Here is a 21,342-nt window from a genome sequence, read left to right on the forward strand (position 1 = left end):
CTTAAGGCAGGGCCGCCTTACTCTTCCAGCGCTTCAGAGCCGCCCTGATCCAGCGGCACATCCGGTTCGGCCGGCAACACCATGTAGGTGCCTTCGAACACCGCTCCCTTATCCTCGTCGCCGAACAGATGCACTTCGGCCTGCACGCGCGCGCGGCGGCCACGTGCCAGACGCGCCAAATCGCCGCTCAGCGAGCCGAGATCCGCCACCGCTCGCGGCCTGCCGGTGATCGGTTTGCTGTAGCGAATGTGCGCGTCCGCCAGAATGATGGTGCCGCCGAGATGGCGCTCGCGCAGCAGCAGCCAAATCAGCCCCCAGGCGGTCAGCGTCGCCAGCGAGAACAGGCTGCCGGCGAACAGCGTGTGGTGCGGATTCTGGTTGCCGATTTCCGGCATGGTGGTGACAAAGCGCTGGCCGGTGTATTGGCTGATGCGCACGCCCATCTTTTCGCTCAGCGGGATATGTTCATACCAGGCCTGCTGCAATTGGCCGCACCAGTCGGGGCGATGCAGGATATCGTCCAGCGTCGCTACCGGTTTGATCATCAAAAAGTGGCGGATCGGGGTGGTCTGCGGCGCAGTGATCTCCCCCTGATTGACGAACCCCAGCTTGGCGAAGAAATCCACCGCGTCCTCACGGGCGCTACACACCACCCGCTTTACACCTTCCTGCCGCGCAACGGACTCCAACGTCATCGCCACCAGCGTCCCCAGCCCTTTATCCTGCAGCGTCGGGTCTACCGCCAGAAAACGGATCGCCGCCTCGTTGTCGGCATTAATGTACAGCCGCCCGATGGCGACGATTTTACCGGCCTCGTCCACCACCATTTGGTGATGGGCCATGGCGTCATAGGCATCCTTTTCCGAACCCACCGGCTGGTGCAGCGGCTTGCGCAGCATTTCCCAGCGAAACTGGTAATACTCCTTCAGTTCTTGCTCTGTTACGGGTACTCGTAGGTGATACATAGACGCCTGTTCTCCGAATGCTTAGACCTGTAGCCAGAATGTCACCGGACCATCGTTGACCAGCGCCACCTGCATGTCGGCGGCGAATTCGCCGGTCTGGGTCTCTACGCCGCGTTCGCGGCACTGGCCAACAAAATATTGATACAACCGATCGGCTTCCTGCGGCGCAGCGCCGCGCGAGAAGCTGGGCCGCATGCCCTTTTGGGTGTCCGCCGCCAGGGTGAACTGCGAAACGACCAGCACGCTGCCCCCGGCCTGCTGGACGTTGAGATTCATCTTGTCGTTCTCGTCGCCGAAAATGCGGTATCCCAACACGCGTTCGCACAGGCGCTGCGCTTTTTGCTCGTTATCGCCCTGCTCTACGCCCAATAACACTAACAAACCGGGGCCAATCTTGCCTACCGTCTCGCCACCCACCGTGACGCTGGCGTTTAACACCCGTTGAATCAACGCAATCATTCCTGCTGCCCTTCTGGTTTTTGTTCCTGTTGCTCCGCCTTCTGCCGGCGGTAGTCGCGGTATTCGCCGATGGTCACGGTGATTTCCGCGCCGAGTAACACGATACACCAGCTCCAGTAGACCCACAGGAATAAAATCGGGATCACCGCCAGCACGCCGTAAATCAGCTGATAGGAGGGGAACATGGTGACGTACAGCGCAAATCCCTTCTTGCCCAGCTCGAACAGCAATCCGGCCACCACCGCGCCAATCAGCGCATCCTTCGGCGGCACCCGCACCGTCGGCACGATGCAATACAGCAGCCAGAAGGAGATGCACGACAAAATCAGCGGGAAGATACGCAGCACCTGATCCACCAAACCGTTGACGCCGGTCTGCGCCAACCAGTTGAGCGACAGCAGGTAGGAGCTGATGGCCATGCTGGCGCCCACCAGCAGTGGCCCCAGCGTCAGCACCATCCAGTACACGGCGAAGGAAAAGACGATCGGCCGCTTGTTCTTGCTGCGCCAAATGGTGTTCAGCACGCTGTCCACCGAGGAGATCAACAGCAACGCGGTGACGATCAGCCCGCAGGTGCCGACGGCGGTCATCTTGTTGGAGTTGGCGACGAACTGTTCCAGGTAGTTCTGTATGACGTTGCCGGCGGCCGGCACGAAATTGGAAAAGATGAAGCTCTTCAGCTGTTCGCTGATGTCGGAAAACATCGGGAAAGCGGCGAACAGCGCGAACACCACGGTGACCAGCGGGACCAGCGACAGCAGGGAAACATAGGCGAGATGGCCCGCCAACATCGTCAGGCCATCGTGATCGATACGCTGGTACAGCAACCGTCCGAAGGTGACGCCGGGCTTAATCGCAGAGGGCAGCTTCTTGCGGCGGAAAAACGACATGGTCACTCCTTGATGTCAGTTGATACGCCTTAAGCTTAACGCGCTCCGCACTCATTGAGCAAAATAGGCCGGCACCACGTCGCGATCGGTGACATGCACCGTCTTGATCCCCAACGCCTGCGCGGCGAGGACATTCGCCGGGTGATCGTCGAAGAACACCGCGTCGGCGGCGGTGGTGTTTTCCGCAGCCAGCACATGCTGATAAATGTTGGCTTCCGGCTTGCGCATGCCGAGATCTTGCGACAGATAGAGATGATCGGCGGCGGCGGCCACTTCAGGATAGTGCTGCGGCCAGTAGTTGCAGTGCAGACGGTTGGTGTTCGACAGTACCACCACCCGGTGACCCTCGTTGCGCAGGCGCTGCATGATGTCGATCACCTCCGGGCGAAGCGCGACGAATACCGCCTGCCAGCCGGTGGCGAATTGCTCGAAGCTGAGCGCGATGCCCATTTCATCGCACAGCTTGCCGGCGAAGTCTTCGTCGCTGATTTCACCGCGTTCATGTTGCTGGAACACCTCACCCATGGCGAAACGATCGGACAGCACCGCCAACGGCGTGCCGCTCAAATTGCTCCACACGCCCAGCACACGCTTGAAATCGATATCGACGATCACATTACCTAAATCAAAGATATACAGCATAGTCCTCTCCTGATGGGCCGGTGAGATTTCACTGTAGCGGGAAAAGGAACAGCTGAACAGGGAGCGAACGGAAAAGCGCATAGCGCGCCGCACAAACGGGGAACAACAGAGGAAAAAACTCAGGGCGCGAGAACCGCGCCCTAAGCATGAGACACTCAATCAGCGATTAAGCGTCTTTAGGACCGCGGCTGGCACGCTTACGATCGTTTTCCGTCAGGTGACGCTTACGGATACGGATCGAGGTTGGCGTCACTTCTACCAGTTCGTCGTCATCGATGAACTCCAGAGCTTGCTCCAGGGTCATTTTGATGGCCGGAACCAGGGTAGTCGCTTCGTCAGTACCGGAAGCACGCATGTTGGTCAGCTTCTTACCGGTCAGGCAGTTTACGGTCAGGTCGTTAGAGCGTGAGTGAATACCGATGATCTGGCCTTCATACACTTCTGCGCCGTGGCCCAGGAACAGCTTGCCGCGATCCTGCAGGCCGAACAGCGCGAACGCTACCGCTTTGCCCTGGCCGTTGGAGATCAGCACGCCGTTCTGACGCTGGCCCACTTCGCCCGGACGCACGTCGTCGTAGTGGCTGAAGGTGGAGTACAGCAGGCCGGTACCCGAAGTCATGGTCATGAATTCGTTACGGAAGCCGATCAGACCGCGGCTTGGGATCACGTAGTCGAGACGCACGCGGCCCTTACCGTCCGGATCCATGTTTTTCAGGTCGGCTTTACGCTCACCCATCGCCTGCATCACGGAACCCTGATGCTGCTCTTCGATATCCAGCGTCACGTTCTCGAATGGCTCCTGCTTGCGGCCATCGATTTCACGGAAGATAACTTTCGGACGGGATACCGCCAGCTCGAAACCTTCGCGACGCATGTTTTCGATCAGCACCGACAGGTGCAGTTCGCCACGACCGGAGACGCGGAAGGCGTCCGCATCGTCGGTTTCTTCAACGCGCAGCGCTACGTTGTGCACCAGCTCTTTGTTCAGACGATCAAGGATCTGACGCGACGTCACGTACTTGCCTTCTTTACCGCAGAACGGCGAGGTGTTGACGTTGAAGAACATGGTTACGGTCGGTTCGTCGACGGACAGCGCCGGCAGCGCTTCTACGGCGTTGGTGTCGCAGATGGTGTCGGAGATGTTCAGTTCGCCCAGGCCGGTGATGGCGATGATGTCGCCCGCTTCCGCCAGGGTGCTGTCGATACGCTCCAGACCCAGGTGACCCAGCACTTTGCCCACTTTACCGTTGCGAGTTTTACCTTCGCTGTCGATGATGGTGACCTGCTGGTTCGGCTTCACTTTACCGCGCTTGATGCGGCCGATGCCGATAACGCCCAGGTAGTTGTTGTAGTCCAACTGGGAGATCTGCATCTGGAATGGCGCTTCCAGCTCAACCTGCGGCGCAGACACGTGGTCGACGATCGCCTGATACAGCGGGGTCATGTCTTCCGCCATGTCGGTGTGGTCGACGCCGGCGATGCCGTTCAGCGCAGAAGCGTAGATGATCGGGAAGTCGAGCTGCTCGTCGGTCGCGTCGAGATTCACGAACAGGTCGAACACCTGATCCACAACCCAGTCAGGGCGCGCGCCAGGACGGTCAACCTTGTTGATGACCACGATCGGCTTCAGACCGTTGGCGAAGGCCTTCTTGGTCACGAAGCGGGTTTGCGGCATAGGGCCATCCATTGCATCCACAACCAGCAGCACCGAGTCAACCATCGACATCACGCGCTCTACCTCACCGCCGAAGTCGGCGTGTCCTGGGGTATCCACGATGTTGATACGGTAACCGTTCCAATTAATGGCGGTGTTTTTTGCGAGGATGGTAATCCCACGCTCTTTCTCCAAATCGTTGGAGTCCATTACGCGTTCGGTCGCTTCCGCACGCTCTCCGAAAGTACCGGATTGTTGCAGCAGCTTATCAACCAGGGTGGTTTTACCATGGTCAACGTGGGCAATAATGGCGATGTTACGCAAATTTTCGATCACAGCTTTGCCTCGGGCATTAGAAATAGCGCGCTATTGTACACGTATTAAGCGAGGGACTAAACAAGATCACAACCATCTCTTATAAACAACCGCGTACCGGTCAGTTTGTGATCCCTTTCACGGTGCAAAAAGCCGCAATCGTTGCACTTTTGCACCATTTCAGTGCCCACGCTCACCCTTATTGCACCATAACAGTGCAATTTGTCGTTGGTGGTGCATACTGTGGCTGGGTAAAACCCGCGCAGAAAGGTGATGAACGCCTTTTTAAAAAGTTGGCACGCTTTTCGCTTTAGTCTTTTCAAGGCGAAAAAAGCCAGTTCCACAGATTCGTTCCACGACGACGACAATGATAAACCGGGAGAGTTAAGTATGTCCGCTGAACACGTTTTGACGATGCTGAATGAGCATGAAGTGAAATTCGTAGACCTGCGTTTCACTGACACCAAGGGTAAGGAACAGCACGTGACTATCCCGGCTCACCAGGTAAACGCCGACTTCTTCGAAGAAGGTAAAATGTTTGACGGCTCCTCTATCGGTGGTTGGAAGGGCATCAACGAATCTGACATGGTGCTGATGCCGGACGCCAGCACGGCGGTTCTGGATCCGTTCTTCGAAGAACCAACGCTGATCATTCGCTGCGACATTCTCGAACCGGGCACCATGCAAGGCTACGATCGCGACCCGCGCTCCATCTCCAAACGCGCCGAAGACTTCCTGCGCTCCTCCGGCATCGCGGATACCGTGCTGTTCGGGCCAGAGCCTGAGTTCTTCCTGTTCGACGACATCCGCTTCGGTAGCAGCATCCGCGGTTCCCACGTGGCCATCGACGACATCGAAGGCGCCTGGAACTCCGGCACAAAATACGACGGCGGCAACAAAGGCCACCGTCCGGCGGTGAAAGGCGGTTACTTCCCGGTTCCACCGGTCGACTCTTCGCAGGATCTGCGTTCCACCATGTGTCTGACCATGGAAGAGATGGGCCTGGTGGTTGAAGCGCACCACCACGAAGTGGCGACCGCCGGTCAGAACGAAGTGGCAACCCGCTTCAACACCATGACTAAGAAAGCCGACGAAATTCAGATCTACAAATACGTGGTGCACAACGTGGCGCACGCCTTCGGCAAAACCGCGACCTTCATGCCGAAGCCCATGTTCGGCGACAACGGTTCCGGCATGCACTGCCACATGTCGCTGTCCAAGAACGGCACCAACCTGTTCGCCGGCGACAAATACGGCGGCCTGTCTGAAACCGCGCTGTTCTACATCGGCGGCATCATCAAGCACGCCAAGGCGATCAATGCGCTGGCCAACCCGACCACCAACTCGTACAAGCGTCTGGTGCCAGGCTACGAAGCGCCGGTGATGCTGGCTTACTCCGCCCGTAACCGCTCTGCGTCCATCCGCATCCCGGTGGTCTCCAGCCCGAAAGCGCGCCGCATCGAAGCCCGCTTCCCGGATCCGGCGGCTAACCCATACCTGTGCTTCGCCGCGCTGCTGATGGCCGGCCTGGACGGCATCATCAACAAGATCCACCCTGGCGACGCCATGGACAAAAACCTGTACGACCTGCCGCCGGAAGAAGAAGCCGAGATCCCAAAAGTGGCCGGCTCGCTGGACGAGGCAATGGCCGCACTGAACGAAGACCGCGAGTTCCTGACCCGTGGCGGCGTGTTCACCGACGATGCGATCGATGCCTACATCGAACTGCGCAAAGAAGAGATGGACCGCGTTCGCATGACGCCACACCCGGTTGAGTTCGAACTGTACTACAGCGTCTAAGCCCTACCCGCGCCGTCTGCACAGGCGGACGGCGCCCACATTTTTGTTATCGCTTTTTTGTTGCCGTGGAAACTTTCAGCCCATCTTCGGATGGGTTTTTTTCTCCACCGTATTTTCTGCAAAACTATTCCATACCGCGCCGATCCCGGATGGAGTAGGATAGATGCACTAAAAAGGTGCAGGAGTCTGCTGTATGGCAACTGGCAAGCTGCCCGATGCTGGGCAGATCCTCAATTCACTCATCAACAGCATCCTGCTGTTGGATGACTCACTGGCGGTTCACTACGCCAACCCGGCGGCACAGCAACTGCTGGCGCAAAGCTCCCGCAAGCTGTTCGGCACGCCGCTGCCCGATTTGCTCGGTTATTTTTCGCTGAACGTCTCTTTGATGCGCGAAAGCCTGCGCGCCGGTCAGGGCTTCACCGACAACGAAGTGACCCTGGTGGTCGACGGACGCGCGCACATCCTTTCTCTGACCGCTCAGGCGCTGCCGGAAGGCTATATCCTGGTCGAGCTGGCGCCGATGGACAATCAGCGCCGCCTGAGCCAGGAACAGCTGCAGCATGCTCAACAGGTGGCGGCCCGCGATCTGGTACGCGGTTTGGCGCACGAGATTAAAAATCCGCTGGGCGGCCTGCGCGGCGCGGCGCAGCTGTTGGCCAAGGCGCTGCCCGATCCGGCGCTGACCGAATACACCAAGGTGATCATCGAGCAGGCCGATCGGCTGCGCAATCTGGTGGATCGCCTGCTCGGCCCGCAGCGGCCCGGTCAGCACATTACCCAGAGCATTCATCAGGTCGCGGAGCGCGTCTGCCAGCTGGTGTCGCTGGAAATGCCGGATAACGTCACGCTGGTGCGCGACTACGATCCGAGCCTGCCGGAAATGGCCCACGACCCGGATCAGATTGAACAGGTGCTGCTGAACATCACCCGCAATGCGCTGCAGGCGCTGGGCGAGGCGGGCGGCACCATCACGCTGCGCACCCGCACCGCGTTTCAGATTACGTTGCACGGCACCCGCTACCGCCTGGCGGCGCGCATCGACGTCGAAGACGACGGCCCCGGCGTGCCGGCGCAGCTGCAGGACACGCTGTTCTACCCGATGGTCAGCGGCCGTGAGGGCGGTACCGGCCTGGGATTATCCATCGCCCGCAATCTTATCGATCAGCATTGCGGAAAAATTGAATTCAACAGTTGGCCAGGTCATACCGAATTCTCGGTCTACCTGCCCATTCGTCAGTGAGGTTTGCTATGCAACGAGGGATAGTCTGGATCGTCGATGACGATAGCTCCATCCGCTGGGTGCTTGAGCGCGCGCTCACCGGCGCGGGCCTGAGCTGCGCCACCTTCGAAGGCGGCAATGACGTGCTGGAAGCCTTGGCCACGCAAACCCCCGACGTGCTGCTGTCCGATATCCGCATGCCGGGTATAGACGGCCTGGCGCTGCTCAAGCAGATCAAACAGCGCCACCCAATGCTGCCGGTGATCATCATGACCGCGCATTCGGATTTGGACGCCGCCGTCAGCGCCTATCAGCAAGGGGCCTTCGACTACCTGCCGAAGCCGTTCGACATCGACGAAGCGGTGGCGCTGGTCGAGCGCGCCATCAGCCATTATCAGGAACAGCAGCAGCCGGTGCGCAGCCAGCCGGCCAGCGATCCGGCGGCGGACATCATAGGCGAAGCGCCGGCGATGCAGGACGTGTTTCGCATCATCGGTCGGCTCTCGCGTTCGTCGATCAGCGTGTTGATCAACGGCGAATCCGGCACCGGCAAGGAGCTGGTGGCGCATGCGCTGCACCGCCACAGCCCGCGCGCCAAGTCGCCGTTCATCGCCCTGAACATGGCCGCCATCCCCAAAGATCTGATCGAGTCCGAGCTGTTCGGCCACGAGAAAGGCGCCTTCACCGGCGCGAATCAAATTCGTCAGGGCCGCTTTGAACAGGCCGACGGCGGCACGCTGTTCCTCGACGAGATCGGCGATATGCCGCTCGACGTGCAAACGCGCCTGCTGCGGGTGCTGGCGGATGGCCAGTTCTACCGGGTCGGCGGCTATGCGCCGGTGAAGGTCGACGTGCGCATCATCGCCGCCACGCACCAGAACCTGGAGCTGCGGGTGCAGGAAGGCAAATTCCGCGAGGATCTGTTCCACCGCTTGAACGTGATCCGCGTACACCTGCCGCCGCTGCGCGAGCGCCGTGAAGACATCCCGCGGCTGGCGCGCCACTTCCTGCAGATCGCCGCCAAAGAGTTAGGCGTTGAGGCCAAGAACCTGCACCCGGAAACCGAAACCGCGCTGACCCGCCTGCCCTGGCCGGGCAACGTGCGCCAGTTGGAGAACACCTGCCGCTGGCTGACGGTGATGGCCGCCGGGCAGGAAGTGCTGATTCAGGATCTGCCGGGTGAACTGTTCGAAACCGCCGCGCCGGAAAGCCCCAGCCACAGTTTGCCGGACAGCTGGGCCACGCTGCTGGCGCAGTGGGCCGATCGCGCGCTGCGTTCCGGTCATCAAAACCTGCTGTCGGAAGCACAGCCGGAAATGGAGCGCACGCTGCTCACCACCGCGCTGCGCCACACCCAAGGGCACAAACAGGAAGCCGCGCGCCTGCTGGGCTGGGGGCGAAATACCCTGACCCGCAAGCTTAAAGAGCTGGGCATGGAATAGGAACGGGGATGGATGATGAAAAACGCAGTCCGGCGCACAAAAAAACGCCAACCGCAGGCTTTACAGCCGGTGCGGGCGCAGTATGATCGTGTCGCACACTCTGGAGGTTGACGATGCTGGACTCATTCATCGTATTCATTTCTCAGGGCGCGGAGCTGGGCTCCGCCGCCAGCCACACCCCGCAGGCGGCGGTTGCCGCGGTGTTGTGCGCCGCGCTGATTAACTTCTTCAGTTAAAAAAAACAGCCGCTGATGCGGCTGTTTTTTCATCCTCAGATCACCCGTGAGAATTGCTGGCTGCGCGCCTGTTGCCGCAGATAGCGGTCGAAACACATGCAGATATTGCGGATCAGCAAGCGCCCGCGCGGCGTGACGCGAATGCCCTGCTCGTCGCGCTCCACCAGCCCATCGCGTTCAAACGGCGCTAGCAGCTGCAGGTCTTCGGCGAAGTAGGCGGTGAAATCGATGCCGTATTGCCGTTCGAGCGGCTGATACGCCAACCGGAAGTTGCAGATCAGGGTTTTGATCAGATCGCGCCGCAGACAATCGTCATCCGTCAGCGCCAGCCCACGCCACAGCGCATTACCCTGCGCCTGTACGCTGTCATAGTAACGCTTCAGCTCTTTCTGGTTCTGCGCATAGCTGTCGCCAAGCATGCTGATGGCCGACACGCCCAGCCCCAGCAGATCGCTGTCGCCCTGGGTGGTATAGCCCTGGAAGTTTCGATGCAGCTTACCTTCGCGTTGGGCGATTGCCAGCTCGTCGTCCGGGCGCGCAAAGTGATCCATGCCGATGAACTGATAGCCGGCGCCGGTCAGGAAAGCGATGCTCTGCTGCAGGATATCCAGCTTCTGCTGCGCGCCCGGCAGATCGGCGTCTTTGATTTTGCGCTGGGCGGCGAACAAGTTCGGCATATGCGCGTAGTTGAACACGCTGAGGCGATCGGGATTCAGTTCAGCCACCCGCTGTAGCGTGAAAGCGAAGCTTTCCGGCGTCTGTTTCGGCAGGCCGTAGATCAGATCGATATTGGTCGAGCGGAAGCCCAGCGCTTTGGCCCGCTCGATCAGGGCGAAGATAAAGGCTTCGTCCTGCTCACGGTTGACCAACTGCTGCACCTGCTTATTGAAATCCTGCACCCCCATGCTCAGACGGTTAAAGCCTTCGGCGCGTAAATGATCGAGCACATCCAGCTCTATCTCGCGCGGATCGACCTCGATCGACATCTCCGCATCGGACAGGAAATCAAAGTGTTCGCGCAGCAATGCCACCAGCCGACTGATTTGCGCTTTGTCCAGGTAGGTTGGCGTACCGCCACCCCAGTGCATCTGGCCGACCTTGCGGCCGGCGAACAGCGGCGCACGGCTGGCGATCTCTTGCGCCAAAACGTTCAGGTATTCGTCGGCCTTGTGGGTCTGGCGCGTCACCAGCTTGTTGCAGCCGCAGAAGTAGCACAGCTTATGGCAGAAAGGGATATGCACGTACAGCGACAGCGGCCGCTCAGGGTAGCGCGCAGCGGCGCGTTGAAACGCCGCTTCGTCGTAGCGCTGGTTAAACTCCAGCGCCGTGGGGTATGAAGTATAACGCGGCCCTGAGTAGTTATATTTTTGGATCAGGGCTAAATCCCAGACAATCGTCTGCTCTGACATGCTCACTCCTTCCGATATCTTTTTCTACCGGGCCTGGAGAGAGGCGGTTGTCTGCGCTGTCTGGCCACGGAAGCGCTGCGAAAACGCGCTTTGCGCTTAGACAGCCGCCATAGTTTACCGAATAACCACAGCAGATAACACATCAAGAGTAGGGCTATTGCCGGAATTAGCCACATGGCGCGTTAAAAGGCGTCTTTCGGGTTGCCGCCTTTCAGCAGCTTCAGAATATCTTCCTGCTTCTCTTCTTCTTCGTCGTCGTCTTCACCCAGTTCGATGCCCAACACGTCCATCAGCACATCGATGCGATCCAACGTTTTGTCGACATAAGTCTGCTCTTCCGCGTTCAGCGTTTCACCGTCGTCGATGCGATCCAGCAGCGCGTTCAGACGTTCGTCATTTTCCAGCTTCGCCAACTCTTCTTCCGGCGACAGGCGCGGTTTCGCTTCGGCCTTCGGCTTCGGCTGCGGTTTGGCCTTCACTTTGGTTTCGTCGACCACCAGCGCAACCGGCACTTTACTGCCGATACGGGGATCTTTGGCTTCTGCCGCCGATTTGTTCTTCTGGCTGCCGGACTCGACCTGGGTGCGCGAACCGGAAGCGAGGCCACGGCGCTTTTTCAGGCGTTTGCGCTCACGCGCTTCCTGATCGAGCTCCATACGGCTTTTCTTTTTCGTTTTTGACTTCGCCGCGCTGCCGCGAGGTGCTTTTGATGGCTGGTTCATAGCGTGTGCTCTTAGGTATGTAGATTCAGTATAGAATTGCGGCGGAATCTAGCAGAAAGCGGGCAAAGAAAAAAGGCGGCAGGTTAAACCTGCCGCCTATTTCGCACCTTCTTGCGAAGGGTATTCCTGTTACGCACTCCTTGCGTACATGCAACATCCCGGTTTTTCCCTCTGCTATAACCGCATTCCCTGCCACTACGTCCTTCATCCTGAAAGAAAAATCGTCCATGGCGCAATCCATTCGCATCCGCTCTTCCCGAGCGAGCTTCCTGCGGGCATCCAAATTGCCGATACTTCACCATCCGATGTGCCTGCCGCCTATTCCGGTGCGAAAGGGTCACTTCCTTTTGCGTTCATCCTGGCACTCATTGCACGCCCTGTGCGTTCCTTGAGATTTGTCATCCTTCCCGGATGTTCCCTAATCCTGCGCAACCCTGCGTTAACGACTACTTTACGTTATTGTTGCGAAGGCTCAAGGCACCTGACGTCGATTTGGGCGACATTTCCCTACAACGAAAAAATAACATTTTGTTTTTAAAACAAAAACAGAAATATCACTTTCGAATAAAGCGACATTACCCGCGATTCGAATGGCAAATGTCTCACAACGTACGCGCGGCATAACTGTCGTTTTATCGCGTCCCGCCGCTTAAAAACCGAGAAACACGCCATTTTTACCGCTGATGCAGTTATAATCGCCAACCAGTTAGCCATCCTCACGGAGACGAAAAACTTTGACCAGCAAGAACTACAACTATCATGTGACCCATTTCGTCACCAGCGCACCCGATATTCGCCATCTGCCGGGGGATGCAGGAATTGAAGTCGCCTTTGCCGGCCGTTCCAACGCCGGGAAATCCAGCGCGCTGAATACGCTGACCAACCAAAAAAGCCTGGCGCGCACCAGTAAGACGCCGGGGCGCACCCAGCTGATCAACCTGTTCGAAGTGGAAGACGGCATCCGCCTGGTCGACCTGCCGGGTTACGGCTACGCCGAAGTGCCGGAAGAGATGAAGCGCAAATGGCAGCGCGCGTTGGGCGAATACCTGCAGATGCGCAACAGCCTGAAAGGCCTGGTGGTGCTGATGGATATCCGCCATCCGCTGAAAGATCTCGACCAGCAGATGATCCAGTGGGCGGTCGACGTCGGCACGCCGGTGCTGGTACTGCTGACCAAGGCCGACAAGCTGGCCTCCGGCGCACGCAAGGCGCAGCTCAATATGGTGCGTGAAGCGGTGCTGCCGTTTATGGGGGATATCCAGGTTGAAGCCTTCTCGTCGCTGAAGAAGATCGGCGTCGACAAGCTGCGCCAGAAGCTGGATACCTGGTTTAACGAGATCCCGCCGGAAGTGCTGCCGGAAGATGAAACCGGCGAATAAGCTCAGGCCGAACGCCAGAGCCGATGCCTCACCGCATCGGCTTTTTTATGCCCGCAGTTCAGCCACAGGCGGAATTTTTTGTTATCTAATTACAGTTCTGAAATAAAACCATCATAAAAACTTATCGCCAGGGCTGGCTTATCTCGCCGGATTACGCGAGTCGAGAGAGTGGAAGCAGGAACGAAAAGCGGTGCGGAGTGATAGGAAAAACGTATGGTTTATCGCTGTTTTTACAATAAAAAACGCCCCAGTCAATACTGACTGGGGCGGCTAAATATTCAGCCAAATCCGATTACGTGAAGTAAAAGGTCTGAAAGATAGAACATCTTACCTCTGTACCCTACGCCTGTAACTCTACATCATTTTTTCGCAGGGCAAAAGAATTTTTTGTAGTTTACTTACACAATTTGCGGCGCAAGAACGGCGAAGTTGGGGAAACTATCGCCGCATCTTGTAGCTTAATTACGAAAAGTGCTTAGGTTATCGCCAGTTAGCGCATCCGGCGATAACCCGGCGATCAGTGCGCCTCATCCCAGTTCATGCCGACGCCCACGTCAACCTTCAGCGGCACCGCCAGAGCCATGCTTCCTTCCATCAATTGGCGGATACGTTGGCTGGCTTCTTCGATCACCGACTCGTGCACCTCAAACACCAATTCATCGTGCACCTGCATGATTGCGCGCACCAACGGCTTCTCCTGCCCTTGCAGCCAGGCGTCGACCTCGATCATCGCACGCTTGATGATATCGGCCGCCGTGCCCTGCATCGGGGCGTTGATGGCGGCGCGCTCGGCCGCCTTGCGGCGCATGCCGTTGCTGGAGCGGACGTCCGGCAGGTACAGACGGCGACCGTCCAGCGTGCTGACATAGCCCTGTTCGGCGGCCTGCTGGCGGGTGCGCTCCATGTAATCCAGCACGCCCGGGTAACGCTCGAAGTACAGATCCATATAGCGCTGAGCTTCCCCTCGCGGGATCCCCAGCTGGCGCGCCAGGCCGAAGGCGCTCATGCCGTAAATCAGGCCAAAGTTAATCGCCTTGGCGCTGCGGCGCTGCTCGCCGGTCACTTTATCCAACGGCACGCCGAAGACTTCCGACGCCGTGGCGCGGTGAATGTCTTTCCCTTCGGCGAAGGCCTTCAGCAGCCCTTCATCCTGTGACAGATGCGCCATGATGCGCAGCTCGATCTGGGAGTAGTCGGCCGCGACGATGCGGTAGCCCTCCGGCGCGATAAAGGCCTGGCGAATGCGTCGCCCTTCATCGTTGCGCACCGGGATGTTCTGCAGGTTCGGATCGCTCGAGGAGAGACGGCCGGTGGCGGTCACCGCCTGATGGTACGAGGTATGCACCCGGCCGCTGACCGGATTGATCATCAGCGGCAGCTTGTCGGTATAGGTGGTCTTCAGCTTCGCCAGGCCGCGATATTCCAGAATCACCTTCGGCAGCGGGTAGTCGAGCGCCAACTCAGCCAGCACCTCTTCATTGGTAGAAGGCGCTCCGCCTGGGGTTTTCTTCAGCACCGGCAGCTTTTGTTTTTCGTACAGGATCGCCTGCAGCTGCTTGGTCGACGCCAGGTTGAATGGCTCTTCCGCCAGCTCGTGGGCCTGCGCCTCCAGTTCCGCCAGACGCTTGGCCAGCTCCTGGGAGTGGGCCGACAAAATGGCCGGATCGATCAGCACCCCCGTGCGCTCGATATGCGACAGCACCGGCAACAGCGGCATTTCAATCTCGTTGAACACCGTCAGCAGCTCCGCGCTCTGTTTCAGCTGCGGCCACATCGCCAGATGCAGCTGCAGCGTGACATCCGCGTCTTCGGCGGCGTAAGGCGCCGCCTGCTCCAGCGCGATCTGGTTGAACGTCAGCTGGTTCTTGCCCTTGCCGGCGATCTCTTCGAAGGTGATGGTTTTGTGGCCCAGATAACGATCGGCCAGGCTGTCCATATCATGACGGCCGCCGACGCTGTCCAGTACATAGGACTCCAGCATGGTGTCGTAGGCGATGCCGCGCATCTCAATGCCGTAGCGCGCCAGCAGGCTCATGTCGAACTTCAGATTTTGCCCGACCTTCAGTGCGTTATCGTCCTCCAGCAGCGGCTTGAGCGCTTCCAGCACGTAGGCGCGATCCAGCTGTACCGGGGCATCCAGATAATCGTGCGCTACCGGCAAATAAGCCGCTTCGCCCGGTGCGATCGCGAAGGACAGGCCGATCAGATTGGCGGTCAGCGTATCCAGACCGTCGGTTTCAGTATCGAAGGCAAACACGTCGGCCTTTTTCAGCCGCGCCAGCCAGTCGGTAAAGGTCGCTTCATCCAGAATGGTGACATACCCGTCCTGAGACAGCTTGGCCTCCGCCAGCGCTTTCGGCGCTTCTGCGGCGACGGCCGGTTTGGCGGCACCGGCAGCTTTCGCACCCGCGCCTTTCTTGTTTTCCAGCCATACGCCGGCTTCCACGTCCGCCAGCCAGCGTTTGAACTCGTATTGTTTGAACAGCTGTTGCAGCGTATCGACATCCGGCTCGGACACCGTCAGCTCAGCGCAGGTCAGATCCAGCTCGACGTCGGTTTTGATCGTCGCCAGCTTATAGGAGAGGTACGCGACCTCTTTGTTCTGCTCCAGCTTGGCCGCCATGGTTTTGGCGCCGCGGAAGCTCAGCGTGGCGATGCTCTCCAGATTGCCGTACAGCGCATCCAGCCCGCCGATGCCCTGCAGCAACGCCTGGGCGGTTTTCTCGCCCACGCCCGGCACGCCGGGAATGTTGTCCGATGAATCGCCCATCAGCGCCAGGAAGTCGATGATCAGCTCCGGCGGAATACCGTACTTGTCGCACACTTCCTGCGGGCCGAGGATGGTGTTGTTCATGGTGTTGATCAGGGTGACGTTCGGCGTCACCAACTGCGCCATGTCTTTGTCGCCGGTGCTGATCAGCACCGCGTGGCCGGCCTTTTCGGCCTCCAGCGCCAGCGTACCGATGACGTCATCCGCCTCGACGCCAGGCGTCACCAGCAGCGGCAGGCCCATCGCCTTGACCATGCTGTGCAGCGGCTCGATCTGCGCACGCAGATCGTCCGGCATCGGTGGCCGGTGTGACTTGTATTCAGCGAAGAGATCATCGCGAAAGGTCTTCCCTTTGGCATCAAACACCACGGCAACGTGGCTCGGTTGATACTGCAGCAGCAGGCTGCGCAGCATATTCAGCACGCCGTACATCGCGCCGGTCGGCTCGCCCGCCGAGTTGGTCAGCGGCGGGAAGGCGTGATAAGCGCGGTAGAGGTAGGAGGAACCGTCAACCAGGATTAGTGGGTTTTCTGCAATCTGGGCCATAGCGTTTCTTTATCGTGATCGGACATAGGGGTAAGCATGCCATAGCTGGCCGCCGGAGACGAACCTTAGCGTGCATTGCGGACGAAAATGATGAGATTGTGCGCGAGGATCCGCAAGATCTTACCTGTGGATAACTTTGTGCATAGAAAAGAGACCGAATTATAACGTTGTGATTATCGTTATAACGGCGAATAAAATTCCTATTTAAATCACCGCGTTAAAAGAACGAATTCCGGCGACGCTTTATTACTGGCTTTTATTGAATTTGTGGATATAACTTTCGCCGGATTTTAATCGCACTATTAATCAAATTCGGCGCCTCAATTACCATAGCACAAGCTGAACAAGTTGCACAAAAACTCGGCAAATGGTTATCCGGCGAGGCGAAAAACAGTGATTTTTAGCGACGCTTTACCCCGACGATCTCTGTTAAAATAGGCTTTTGTTCATGCGCTTCGGCATGCAACGATGTTCCCAACAACCGTCAGCCCATAACCATGCCAAGATTGTTAACGCCTGTTATCTTTATCATTTCCATCATACTCACCATTCTGGTGACGGTGTTGTGTTCTATCCCCATCACGCTGGCCGGCATCGTGAAACTCCTGGTGCCCATTCCCGCCGTCTGGCGATATATCTCGGCTTTCGCCGATTTCATGATGTGGTGTTGGTGTCAGGGGCTGGCGCTGTTATTGCGCATTAACGGGCAATTGCGTTGGGATATTGAAGGACTGGAAGGGCTGGATCGCAAAAACTGGTATCTACTAATCAGTAATCACGAAAGCTGGTCGGACATTGTCGTGTTGTGCGTGCTGTTCAGAAATCATATTCCAATGAATAAGTATTTCCTCAAGCAACAGCTCGCCTGGGTGCCTTTTGTCGGCCTGGCCTGCTGGGCGCTGGATATGCCATTCATGAAGCGTTACTCCCGCGCCTATTTGCTCAAGCATCCGGAGAAGCGCGGCAAGGATATCGAAACCACGCGCCGTTCCTGCGAAAAATTCCGCCAGCGCCCAACCACCATCGTCAACTTCGTCGAAGGTTCACGCTTCACCGAAGCCAAGAAAATTAAAAGCAATTCGCCGTATCGCAATTTGCTGGCACCCAAAGCCGCCGGCATTGCGTTTACGCTCAGCGCGCTGGGCAATCAGTTCGACAAAGTGCTGAACGTGACCCTGCTCTATCCGGAAAATAACCAACGGCCCTTTATGGATATGCTGTGCGGGCGGCTGACGCGTATCGTGGTGAGAATAGAAACGCTGCCGATCGATGAAACCCTGCACGGGGACTACTTCAACGACAAGCAGTTCAAACGGCGATTCCAGCTGTGGCTGAATACGCTGTGGCAGGAAAAAGATCGGTTGCTGGATAAATTGAAGCGGCAATATGGATAAAAAAACGCCGGCAATGCCGGCGTTTTTCATGTTGAGTCTGGCTTATTTCTGCTGGCTGAGGAATTTAACCACGTCGGCGAACTGCTTCACGTAAGCGTCCATCGAGCTGGTATCCAGGCCATCGTTTTTCACCATGTATTTGCCGTTCACGAATACCGCCGGCACGCCGCGCAGCTGCAGATCTTCAGCGGCTTTCTCCTGTTGAACCACCAGAGATTTCACCACGAAGCTGTTCCAGGCCGCGTCATAATCTGCGGCGGTCACGCCCGCTTTCACAAAGACGTTACGGATATCGTCCGGCGTTTGCACGGTCTGGGTTTTCTGCACCGCTTCAAACATCAGCGGGCTGACTTTTTCTTCCACGCCCAGCGCCATCGCTACCGCCCATGCCTGAGTCAGCTGTTTGCCCAACGGCCCCAGGAACTCCACATGGTACTTGGTCATTTTGGTGCCGGCAGGCAGCGCCTTCTTCACGTTCTCGGACACGTGATAGACCTGCTCGAACTGGTAGCAGTGCGGGCAGTAGAAGGAGAAGAACTCCAGCACCTGCGGCTCGCCGGTCACCGGCTTGTCCAGAGTCACGTACTGAGCGCCATCGCTAAACTGTGCCGCCGAGGCACTGAATGCCATCACCATGCCAACGAGCGCCAACCATATTTTTTTCATAAGACTAAACTCTCCATTGTGTTAAAGCTTCAATACATTGGCGTCAGCTGCAGAGGAGGCTCCTGCAACAGCTTAACCTGTTCGGTGAAGGCCGCAGTCTGAGACAACCAGAAATCAGACTCCGCCATCCACGGAAAACTCTTAGGAAAGGCCGGATCCTGCCAACGGCGGGCGACCCAAGCCAGGTAATACACCATGCGCATCGCCCGCAGCGGCTCGATCAACGCCAGCTCGCGTTGGTCGAACTCGGCAAATTCGCCGTACGCTTCCAGCAAGACGTCCAGCTGCATCAATTGATCGCGCCGTTCGCCATGCAGCAGCATCCACAAGTCCTGCACCGCCGGGCCATTACGCGCGTCATCAAGATCGACAAACAGCGGACCGTCGCGCCACAGAATATTGCCCGGATGGCAATCACCGTGCAAACGGCGCGGCTGCCAGTTCAGATGCCAGTGCGGCTTGATCGCCGCGATCAGGTTATCCGTCGCCTGCAGAAACGCATCACGCTGCGCTGCCGGCAACAGCTCGCAACCGGCCAGCGCCTGACGCGGGGCGGTGAGATACTCTTCAACCCCCATCGTCGGCCGCTCGGCGAACAAACGCTCACCGCCGACCTGATGGATGCGCCCGAGGAAACGGCCCACCCATTCCAACTGATCCAGGTTGTCTATCTCGTACTGCCGCCCGCCCACGCTGGGGAACAGGGTAAAGAAGAACCCAGCGTGCGTATGCAGCGTAGCGCCTTGCAACGCCAACGGTGCTACCGCCGGGATCTCCGCCTTCGCCAGATCCAGAGCGAACTGGTGCTCCTCACCTATCTGCGCGGCGCTCCAGCGCTCCGGGCGGTAAAACTTCACCACGTAGCGTTGGCGATCTTCGTCCATAAACTGATAGACGCGGTTCTCATAGCTGTTCAGCACCGTCAGACCGGAGTCGACGCGCAGGCCAATCCCTTCTAGCGCGTCCATAATCAAATCGGGCGACAGGGTGTCGAAATTAAAAGCAGAGTTATTCATAACGTTCGTTTGATCGCTGACAGCACGGTGCCGGGAATGAGAAATAGTAGCATTAATGGCGCATTTCACGCGCTATGCTTTCTCGCACTGCACGAGGATCAGTCCTTGATAACGCCGCGAGCGCGCAACAGCGCCGTTTTAAAATCTTCTTCGTAATCTTTCTTCAGGCCCGGGATCTGATCCGTGCCGGCGCTGCCGCGCATTTTCAGGTGGTAAATAAGAATATCGTCGCTCAGCTCGGACAACTCGCCCTGGAAGCCCGCTTCCTTCGCCAGCTTTTGCAAAAACTGCATCAAATTGAGATCGGGATCTTCCTGCCAGGCCGGGTGCAACAGCTCGATCAACTCGTTTACGCGATGCGTTTTCATCTCAATATCGTCCAATAGCATGAATAAACTCACAAAGTAACAGGCTTACCCACGCAGTGAAAGAACCGGCTTGTCAATAAAGGTAAATCCTGATGTCGCGCCGACTTTAGCGCTACAATCAGCGCATCGACAAGGCGAGATAAACGAGATGCATAAAGAAATCAGTGGCGTCATTTTGGCCGGCGGACGGGCCACGCGCATGGGCGGTGAAGACAAAGGCCTGGTGTCGATTGGCGGTATAGCACTCTATCAACACGTACTGGCTCGGTTACGCCCGCAGGTGGCCTCCGTGGCCATCAGCGCCAATCGCAATCAGGCACGTTACCAGGCGAGCGGTTTGCCGGTGATTGGCGATCTGACGCCCGATTTCGCCGGGCCGTTGGCCGGGATGCTCGCCGGGCTCAAGCAATCTCCCAGCGAGTGGGTGGCATTCGTCCCTTGTGACGTCCCCGACTTCCCCGCCGACTTAGTCGCACAACTCTGGCGGCAAAAAGGCGCTGCGCCAGCGGCCTTTGCCAGCGATGGCGAACGGGATCACCCTACGCTGGCGTTATTGCATATCCAAATAGCGCCGCTGCTGACCGGCTATCTGGCGCGCGGTGAACGCAAGCTGATGCTGTTCTTGCATCAGATTAACGCACAACGCGTGGTGTTCAGCGGGCAACAAGCGGCATTTCATAACCTGAATACGCCGGAAGACTGCCGGAACTGGCAGCAAGCACGAGAGCTAAAGAAATGAATCGTTCGTTGCCCCCTTTACTGGCCATCGGCGCTTACAGCGGTACGGGAAAAACTACCCTGCTCAAGCTATTGATCCCGATGCTTAAACAGCGCCAGGTGCGGGTTGGGCTGATAAAGCATACCCATCATGACATGGATGTGGATACGCCGGGTAAAGACAGCTACGAGCTGCGCAAAGCGGGTGCCGACCAAACGCTGGTCGCCAGCGATCGCCGTTGGGCATTGATGACCGAAACGCCGGAACAACAACCTTTGGACCTGCGCTACCTGGCGGAACGTTTTGATGCCGATAAGGTCGATTTGATCCTGGTGGAAGGGTTCAAACATGAGCCGGTCAGCAAGATCCTGCTTTATCGGGCCGAGATCGGCAGACCGCTGGAAGACATGCTGGATCAGTTTGTCGTGGCGGTAGCCAGCGACCGGCCGCTATCCATCGCGGCTAAGCAGTTGGATCTCAATCAACCGGAAAGCATCGCCGACTTTATTGTCGAGTGGTTGAAAGGCGCAGCGTAGCTGCGCTTTTTTGCGTTTTACGCATAGCAAAAAGCCCTGAACGTCAGTTCAGGGCTTTCGGCTTGGTTTGATGCCTGGCAGTGTCCTACTCTCGCATGGGGAGACCCCACACTACCATCGGCGCTACGGCGTTTCACTTCTGAGTTCGGCATGGGGTCAGGTGGGACCACCGCGCTATTGCCGCCAGGCAAAT

Annotated in this window: 19 protein-coding genes and 1 rRNA gene; 8 read left to right on the forward strand and 12 right to left on the reverse strand. The window is 57.9% G+C overall.

Features of this window, described 5'->3' with window-relative positions:
* Positions 1 to 17: 17 nt before the first annotated feature.
* From fabY to typA, 5 genes are all read right to left on the reverse strand, one after another.
* Positions 18 to 965: a fatty acid biosynthesis protein FabY gene (gene fabY / locus C9411_RS23780; RefSeq protein WP_063991286.1), complete on the reverse strand. Its 948-nt coding sequence runs from the start codon at positions 963 to 965 to the stop codon at positions 18 to 20.
* Positions 966 to 986: 21 nt separating this feature from the next.
* The gene (gene dtd / locus C9411_RS23785; protein WP_025304712.1) at positions 987 to 1,424 is read right to left on the reverse strand and encodes a D-aminoacyl-tRNA deacylase; all 438 of its coding nucleotides are present in this window, start codon (positions 1,422 to 1,424) and stop codon (positions 987 to 989) included.
* Positions 1,421 to 2,314: a virulence factor BrkB family protein gene (locus C9411_RS23790; protein WP_049201866.1), complete on the reverse strand. Its 894-nt coding sequence runs from the start codon at positions 2,312 to 2,314 to the stop codon at positions 1,421 to 1,423. Before C9411_RS23790 ends, dtd begins: the two co-directional genes overlap by 4 nt.
* Before the next feature lie 51 nt (positions 2,315 to 2,365).
* Entirely contained in the window at positions 2,366 to 2,956 is a 591-nt protein-coding gene (yihX, locus tag C9411_RS23795; protein WP_107228048.1) for a glucose-1-phosphatase, read from the reverse strand.
* Between the two features lie 166 nt (positions 2,957 to 3,122).
* A complete protein-coding gene (gene typA / locus C9411_RS23800) occupies positions 3,123 to 4,946 on the reverse strand; it encodes a ribosome-dependent GTPase TypA (protein ID WP_004931243.1) in 1,824 nt (607 codons plus the stop codon).
* 369 nt (positions 4,947 to 5,315) lie between these two features.
* On the opposite strand from typA, the gene glnA reads away from it, so the two are divergent.
* From glnA to C9411_RS25655, 4 genes are all read left to right on the forward strand, one after another.
* The gene (glnA, locus tag C9411_RS23810) at positions 5,316 to 6,725 is read left to right on the forward strand and encodes a glutamate--ammonia ligase (RefSeq protein WP_019452181.1); all 1,410 of its coding nucleotides are present in this window, start codon (positions 5,316 to 5,318) and stop codon (positions 6,723 to 6,725) included.
* A gap of 193 nt (positions 6,726 to 6,918) precedes the next feature.
* Positions 6,919 to 7,968, forward strand: coding sequence for a nitrogen regulation protein NR(II) (gene glnL, locus C9411_RS23815; RefSeq protein ID WP_004931246.1), 1,050 nt, complete (start codon positions 6,919 to 6,921; stop codon positions 7,966 to 7,968).
* An 8-nt stretch (positions 7,969 to 7,976) separates the two neighbouring features.
* Positions 7,977 to 9,389: a nitrogen regulation protein NR(I) gene (gene glnG / locus C9411_RS23820; RefSeq protein WP_015379452.1), complete on the forward strand. Its 1,413-nt coding sequence runs from the start codon at positions 7,977 to 7,979 to the stop codon at positions 9,387 to 9,389.
* A 113-nt stretch (positions 9,390 to 9,502) separates the two neighbouring features.
* Positions 9,503 to 9,625 (forward strand): YshB family small membrane protein, encoded by a 123-nt coding sequence (locus C9411_RS25655; protein ID WP_015379453.1) that lies wholly within the window; start codon positions 9,503 to 9,505, stop codon positions 9,623 to 9,625.
* Positions 9,626 to 9,660: 35 nt separating this feature from the next.
* Here the strand turns inward: C9411_RS25655 and hemN are convergent, their stop codons facing one another.
* Positions 9,661 to 11,034 (reverse strand): oxygen-independent coproporphyrinogen III oxidase, encoded by a 1,374-nt coding sequence (gene hemN, locus C9411_RS23825; RefSeq protein WP_063991284.1) that lies wholly within the window; start codon positions 11,032 to 11,034, stop codon positions 9,661 to 9,663.
* Between the two features lie 182 nt (positions 11,035 to 11,216).
* Positions 11,217 to 11,756: a Der GTPase-activating protein YihI gene (gene yihI, locus C9411_RS23835; RefSeq protein WP_072008264.1), complete on the reverse strand. Its 540-nt coding sequence runs from the start codon at positions 11,754 to 11,756 to the stop codon at positions 11,217 to 11,219.
* Between the two features lie 734 nt (positions 11,757 to 12,490).
* Here yihI and yihA point away from each other — a divergent pair.
* Positions 12,491 to 13,135 (forward strand): ribosome biogenesis GTP-binding protein YihA/YsxC, encoded by a 645-nt coding sequence (yihA, locus tag C9411_RS23845; protein ID WP_025304719.1) that lies wholly within the window; start codon positions 12,491 to 12,493, stop codon positions 13,133 to 13,135.
* Between the two features lie 517 nt (positions 13,136 to 13,652).
* Here yihA and polA read toward each other — a convergent pair.
* Complete coding sequence (gene polA, locus C9411_RS23850; RefSeq protein ID WP_107228050.1) at positions 13,653 to 16,451, reverse strand: DNA polymerase I; 2,799 nt, start codon at positions 16,449 to 16,451, stop codon at positions 13,653 to 13,655.
* 497 nt (positions 16,452 to 16,948) lie between these two features.
* Here polA and C9411_RS23855 point away from each other — a divergent pair, with 497 nt between their 5' ends.
* Positions 16,949 to 17,845, forward strand: a complete 897-nt coding sequence (locus tag C9411_RS23855; protein ID WP_063991281.1) for an acyltransferase — start codon at positions 16,949 to 16,951, stop codon at positions 17,843 to 17,845.
* Positions 17,846 to 17,887: 42 nt separating this feature from the next.
* On the opposite strand, the gene dsbA is transcribed toward C9411_RS23855, so the two are convergent.
* From dsbA to C9411_RS23870, 3 genes are all read right to left on the reverse strand, one after another.
* Complete coding sequence (gene dsbA / locus C9411_RS23860; RefSeq protein WP_107228051.1) at positions 17,888 to 18,511, reverse strand: thiol:disulfide interchange protein DsbA; 624 nt, start codon at positions 18,509 to 18,511, stop codon at positions 17,888 to 17,890.
* A 29-nt stretch (positions 18,512 to 18,540) separates the two neighbouring features.
* Positions 18,541 to 19,527, reverse strand: a complete 987-nt coding sequence (locus C9411_RS23865; RefSeq protein WP_107228052.1) for a serine/threonine protein kinase — start codon at positions 19,525 to 19,527, stop codon at positions 18,541 to 18,543.
* A gap of 98 nt (positions 19,528 to 19,625) precedes the next feature.
* Positions 19,626 to 19,895 carry a YihD family protein gene (locus C9411_RS23870; RefSeq protein WP_004931268.1) on the reverse strand — a complete coding sequence of 90 codons (270 nt, stop codon included), beginning with the start codon at positions 19,893 to 19,895 and terminating at the stop codon, positions 19,626 to 19,628.
* A 148-nt stretch (positions 19,896 to 20,043) separates the two neighbouring features.
* Between C9411_RS23870 and mobA the strand changes: the two genes are divergently transcribed.
* Together mobA and mobB are read left to right on the forward strand one after the other, a co-directional pair.
* A complete protein-coding gene (mobA, locus tag C9411_RS23875) occupies positions 20,044 to 20,634 on the forward strand; it encodes a molybdenum cofactor guanylyltransferase MobA (protein ID WP_063991279.1) in 591 nt (196 codons plus the stop codon).
* Entirely contained in the window at positions 20,631 to 21,149 is a 519-nt protein-coding gene (mobB, locus tag C9411_RS23880; RefSeq protein WP_063991278.1) for a molybdopterin-guanine dinucleotide biosynthesis protein MobB, read from the forward strand. Before mobA ends, mobB begins: the two co-directional genes overlap by 4 nt.
* A gap of 72 nt (positions 21,150 to 21,221) precedes the next feature.
* On the opposite strand, the gene rrf is transcribed toward mobB, so the two are convergent.
* Positions 21,222 to 21,337 (reverse strand): 5S ribosomal RNA (gene rrf / locus C9411_RS23885).
* Between the last annotated feature and the right edge of the window lie 5 nt (positions 21,338 to 21,342).

This window comes from Serratia sp. Nf2, from assembly GCF_003028435.1.
In the GTDB taxonomy this organism is placed as follows: Bacteria; Pseudomonadota; Gammaproteobacteria; order Enterobacterales; family Enterobacteriaceae; genus Serratia; species Serratia marcescens_L.

Excerpts from the sequence above, each read along its gene's own strand:
- glnA (WP_019452181.1), top strand. The coding sequence starts at position 5,316 with ATGTCCGCTGAACACGTTTTGACGATGCTGAATGAGCATGAAGTGAAA.
- C9411_RS23865 (WP_107228052.1), bottom strand. The coding sequence starts at position 19,527 with ATGAATAACTCTGCTTTTAATTTCGACACCCTGTCGCCCGATTTGATT.
- dsbA (WP_107228051.1), bottom strand. The coding sequence starts at position 18,511 with ATGAAAAAAATATGGTTGGCGCTCGTTGGCATGGTGATGGCATTCAGT.
- mobA (WP_063991279.1), top strand. The coding sequence starts at position 20,044 with ATGCATAAAGAAATCAGTGGCGTCATTTTGGCCGGCGGACGGGCCACG.
- C9411_RS23790 (WP_049201866.1), bottom strand. The coding sequence starts at position 2,314 with ATGTCGTTTTTCCGCCGCAAGAAGCTGCCCTCTGCGATTAAGCCCGGC.
- glnG (WP_015379452.1), top strand. The coding sequence starts at position 7,977 with ATGCAACGAGGGATAGTCTGGATCGTCGATGACGATAGCTCCATCCGC.
- C9411_RS23870 (WP_004931268.1), bottom strand. The coding sequence starts at position 19,895 with ATGAAAACGCATCGCGTAAACGAGTTGATCGAGCTGTTGCACCCGGCC.
- C9411_RS25655 (WP_015379453.1), top strand. The coding sequence starts at position 9,503 with ATGCTGGACTCATTCATCGTATTCATTTCTCAGGGCGCGGAGCTGGGC.
- mobB (WP_063991278.1), top strand. The coding sequence starts at position 20,631 with ATGAATCGTTCGTTGCCCCCTTTACTGGCCATCGGCGCTTACAGCGGT.
- fabY (WP_063991286.1), bottom strand. The coding sequence starts at position 965 with ATGTATCACCTACGAGTACCCGTAACAGAGCAAGAACTGAAGGAGTAT.
- polA (WP_107228050.1), bottom strand. The coding sequence starts at position 16,451 with ATGGCCCAGATTGCAGAAAACCCACTAATCCTGGTTGACGGTTCCTCC.
- yihX (WP_107228048.1), bottom strand. The coding sequence starts at position 2,956 with ATGCTGTATATCTTTGATTTAGGTAATGTGATCGTCGATATCGATTTC.
- yihI (WP_072008264.1), bottom strand. The coding sequence starts at position 11,756 with ATGAACCAGCCATCAAAAGCACCTCGCGGCAGCGCGGCGAAGTCAAAA.
- dtd (WP_025304712.1), bottom strand. The coding sequence starts at position 1,424 with ATGATTGCGTTGATTCAACGGGTGTTAAACGCCAGCGTCACGGTGGGT.
- glnL (WP_004931246.1), top strand. The coding sequence starts at position 6,919 with ATGGCAACTGGCAAGCTGCCCGATGCTGGGCAGATCCTCAATTCACTC.
- hemN (WP_063991284.1), bottom strand. The coding sequence starts at position 11,034 with ATGTCAGAGCAGACGATTGTCTGGGATTTAGCCCTGATCCAAAAATAT.
- C9411_RS23855 (WP_063991281.1), top strand. The coding sequence starts at position 16,949 with ATGCCAAGATTGTTAACGCCTGTTATCTTTATCATTTCCATCATACTC.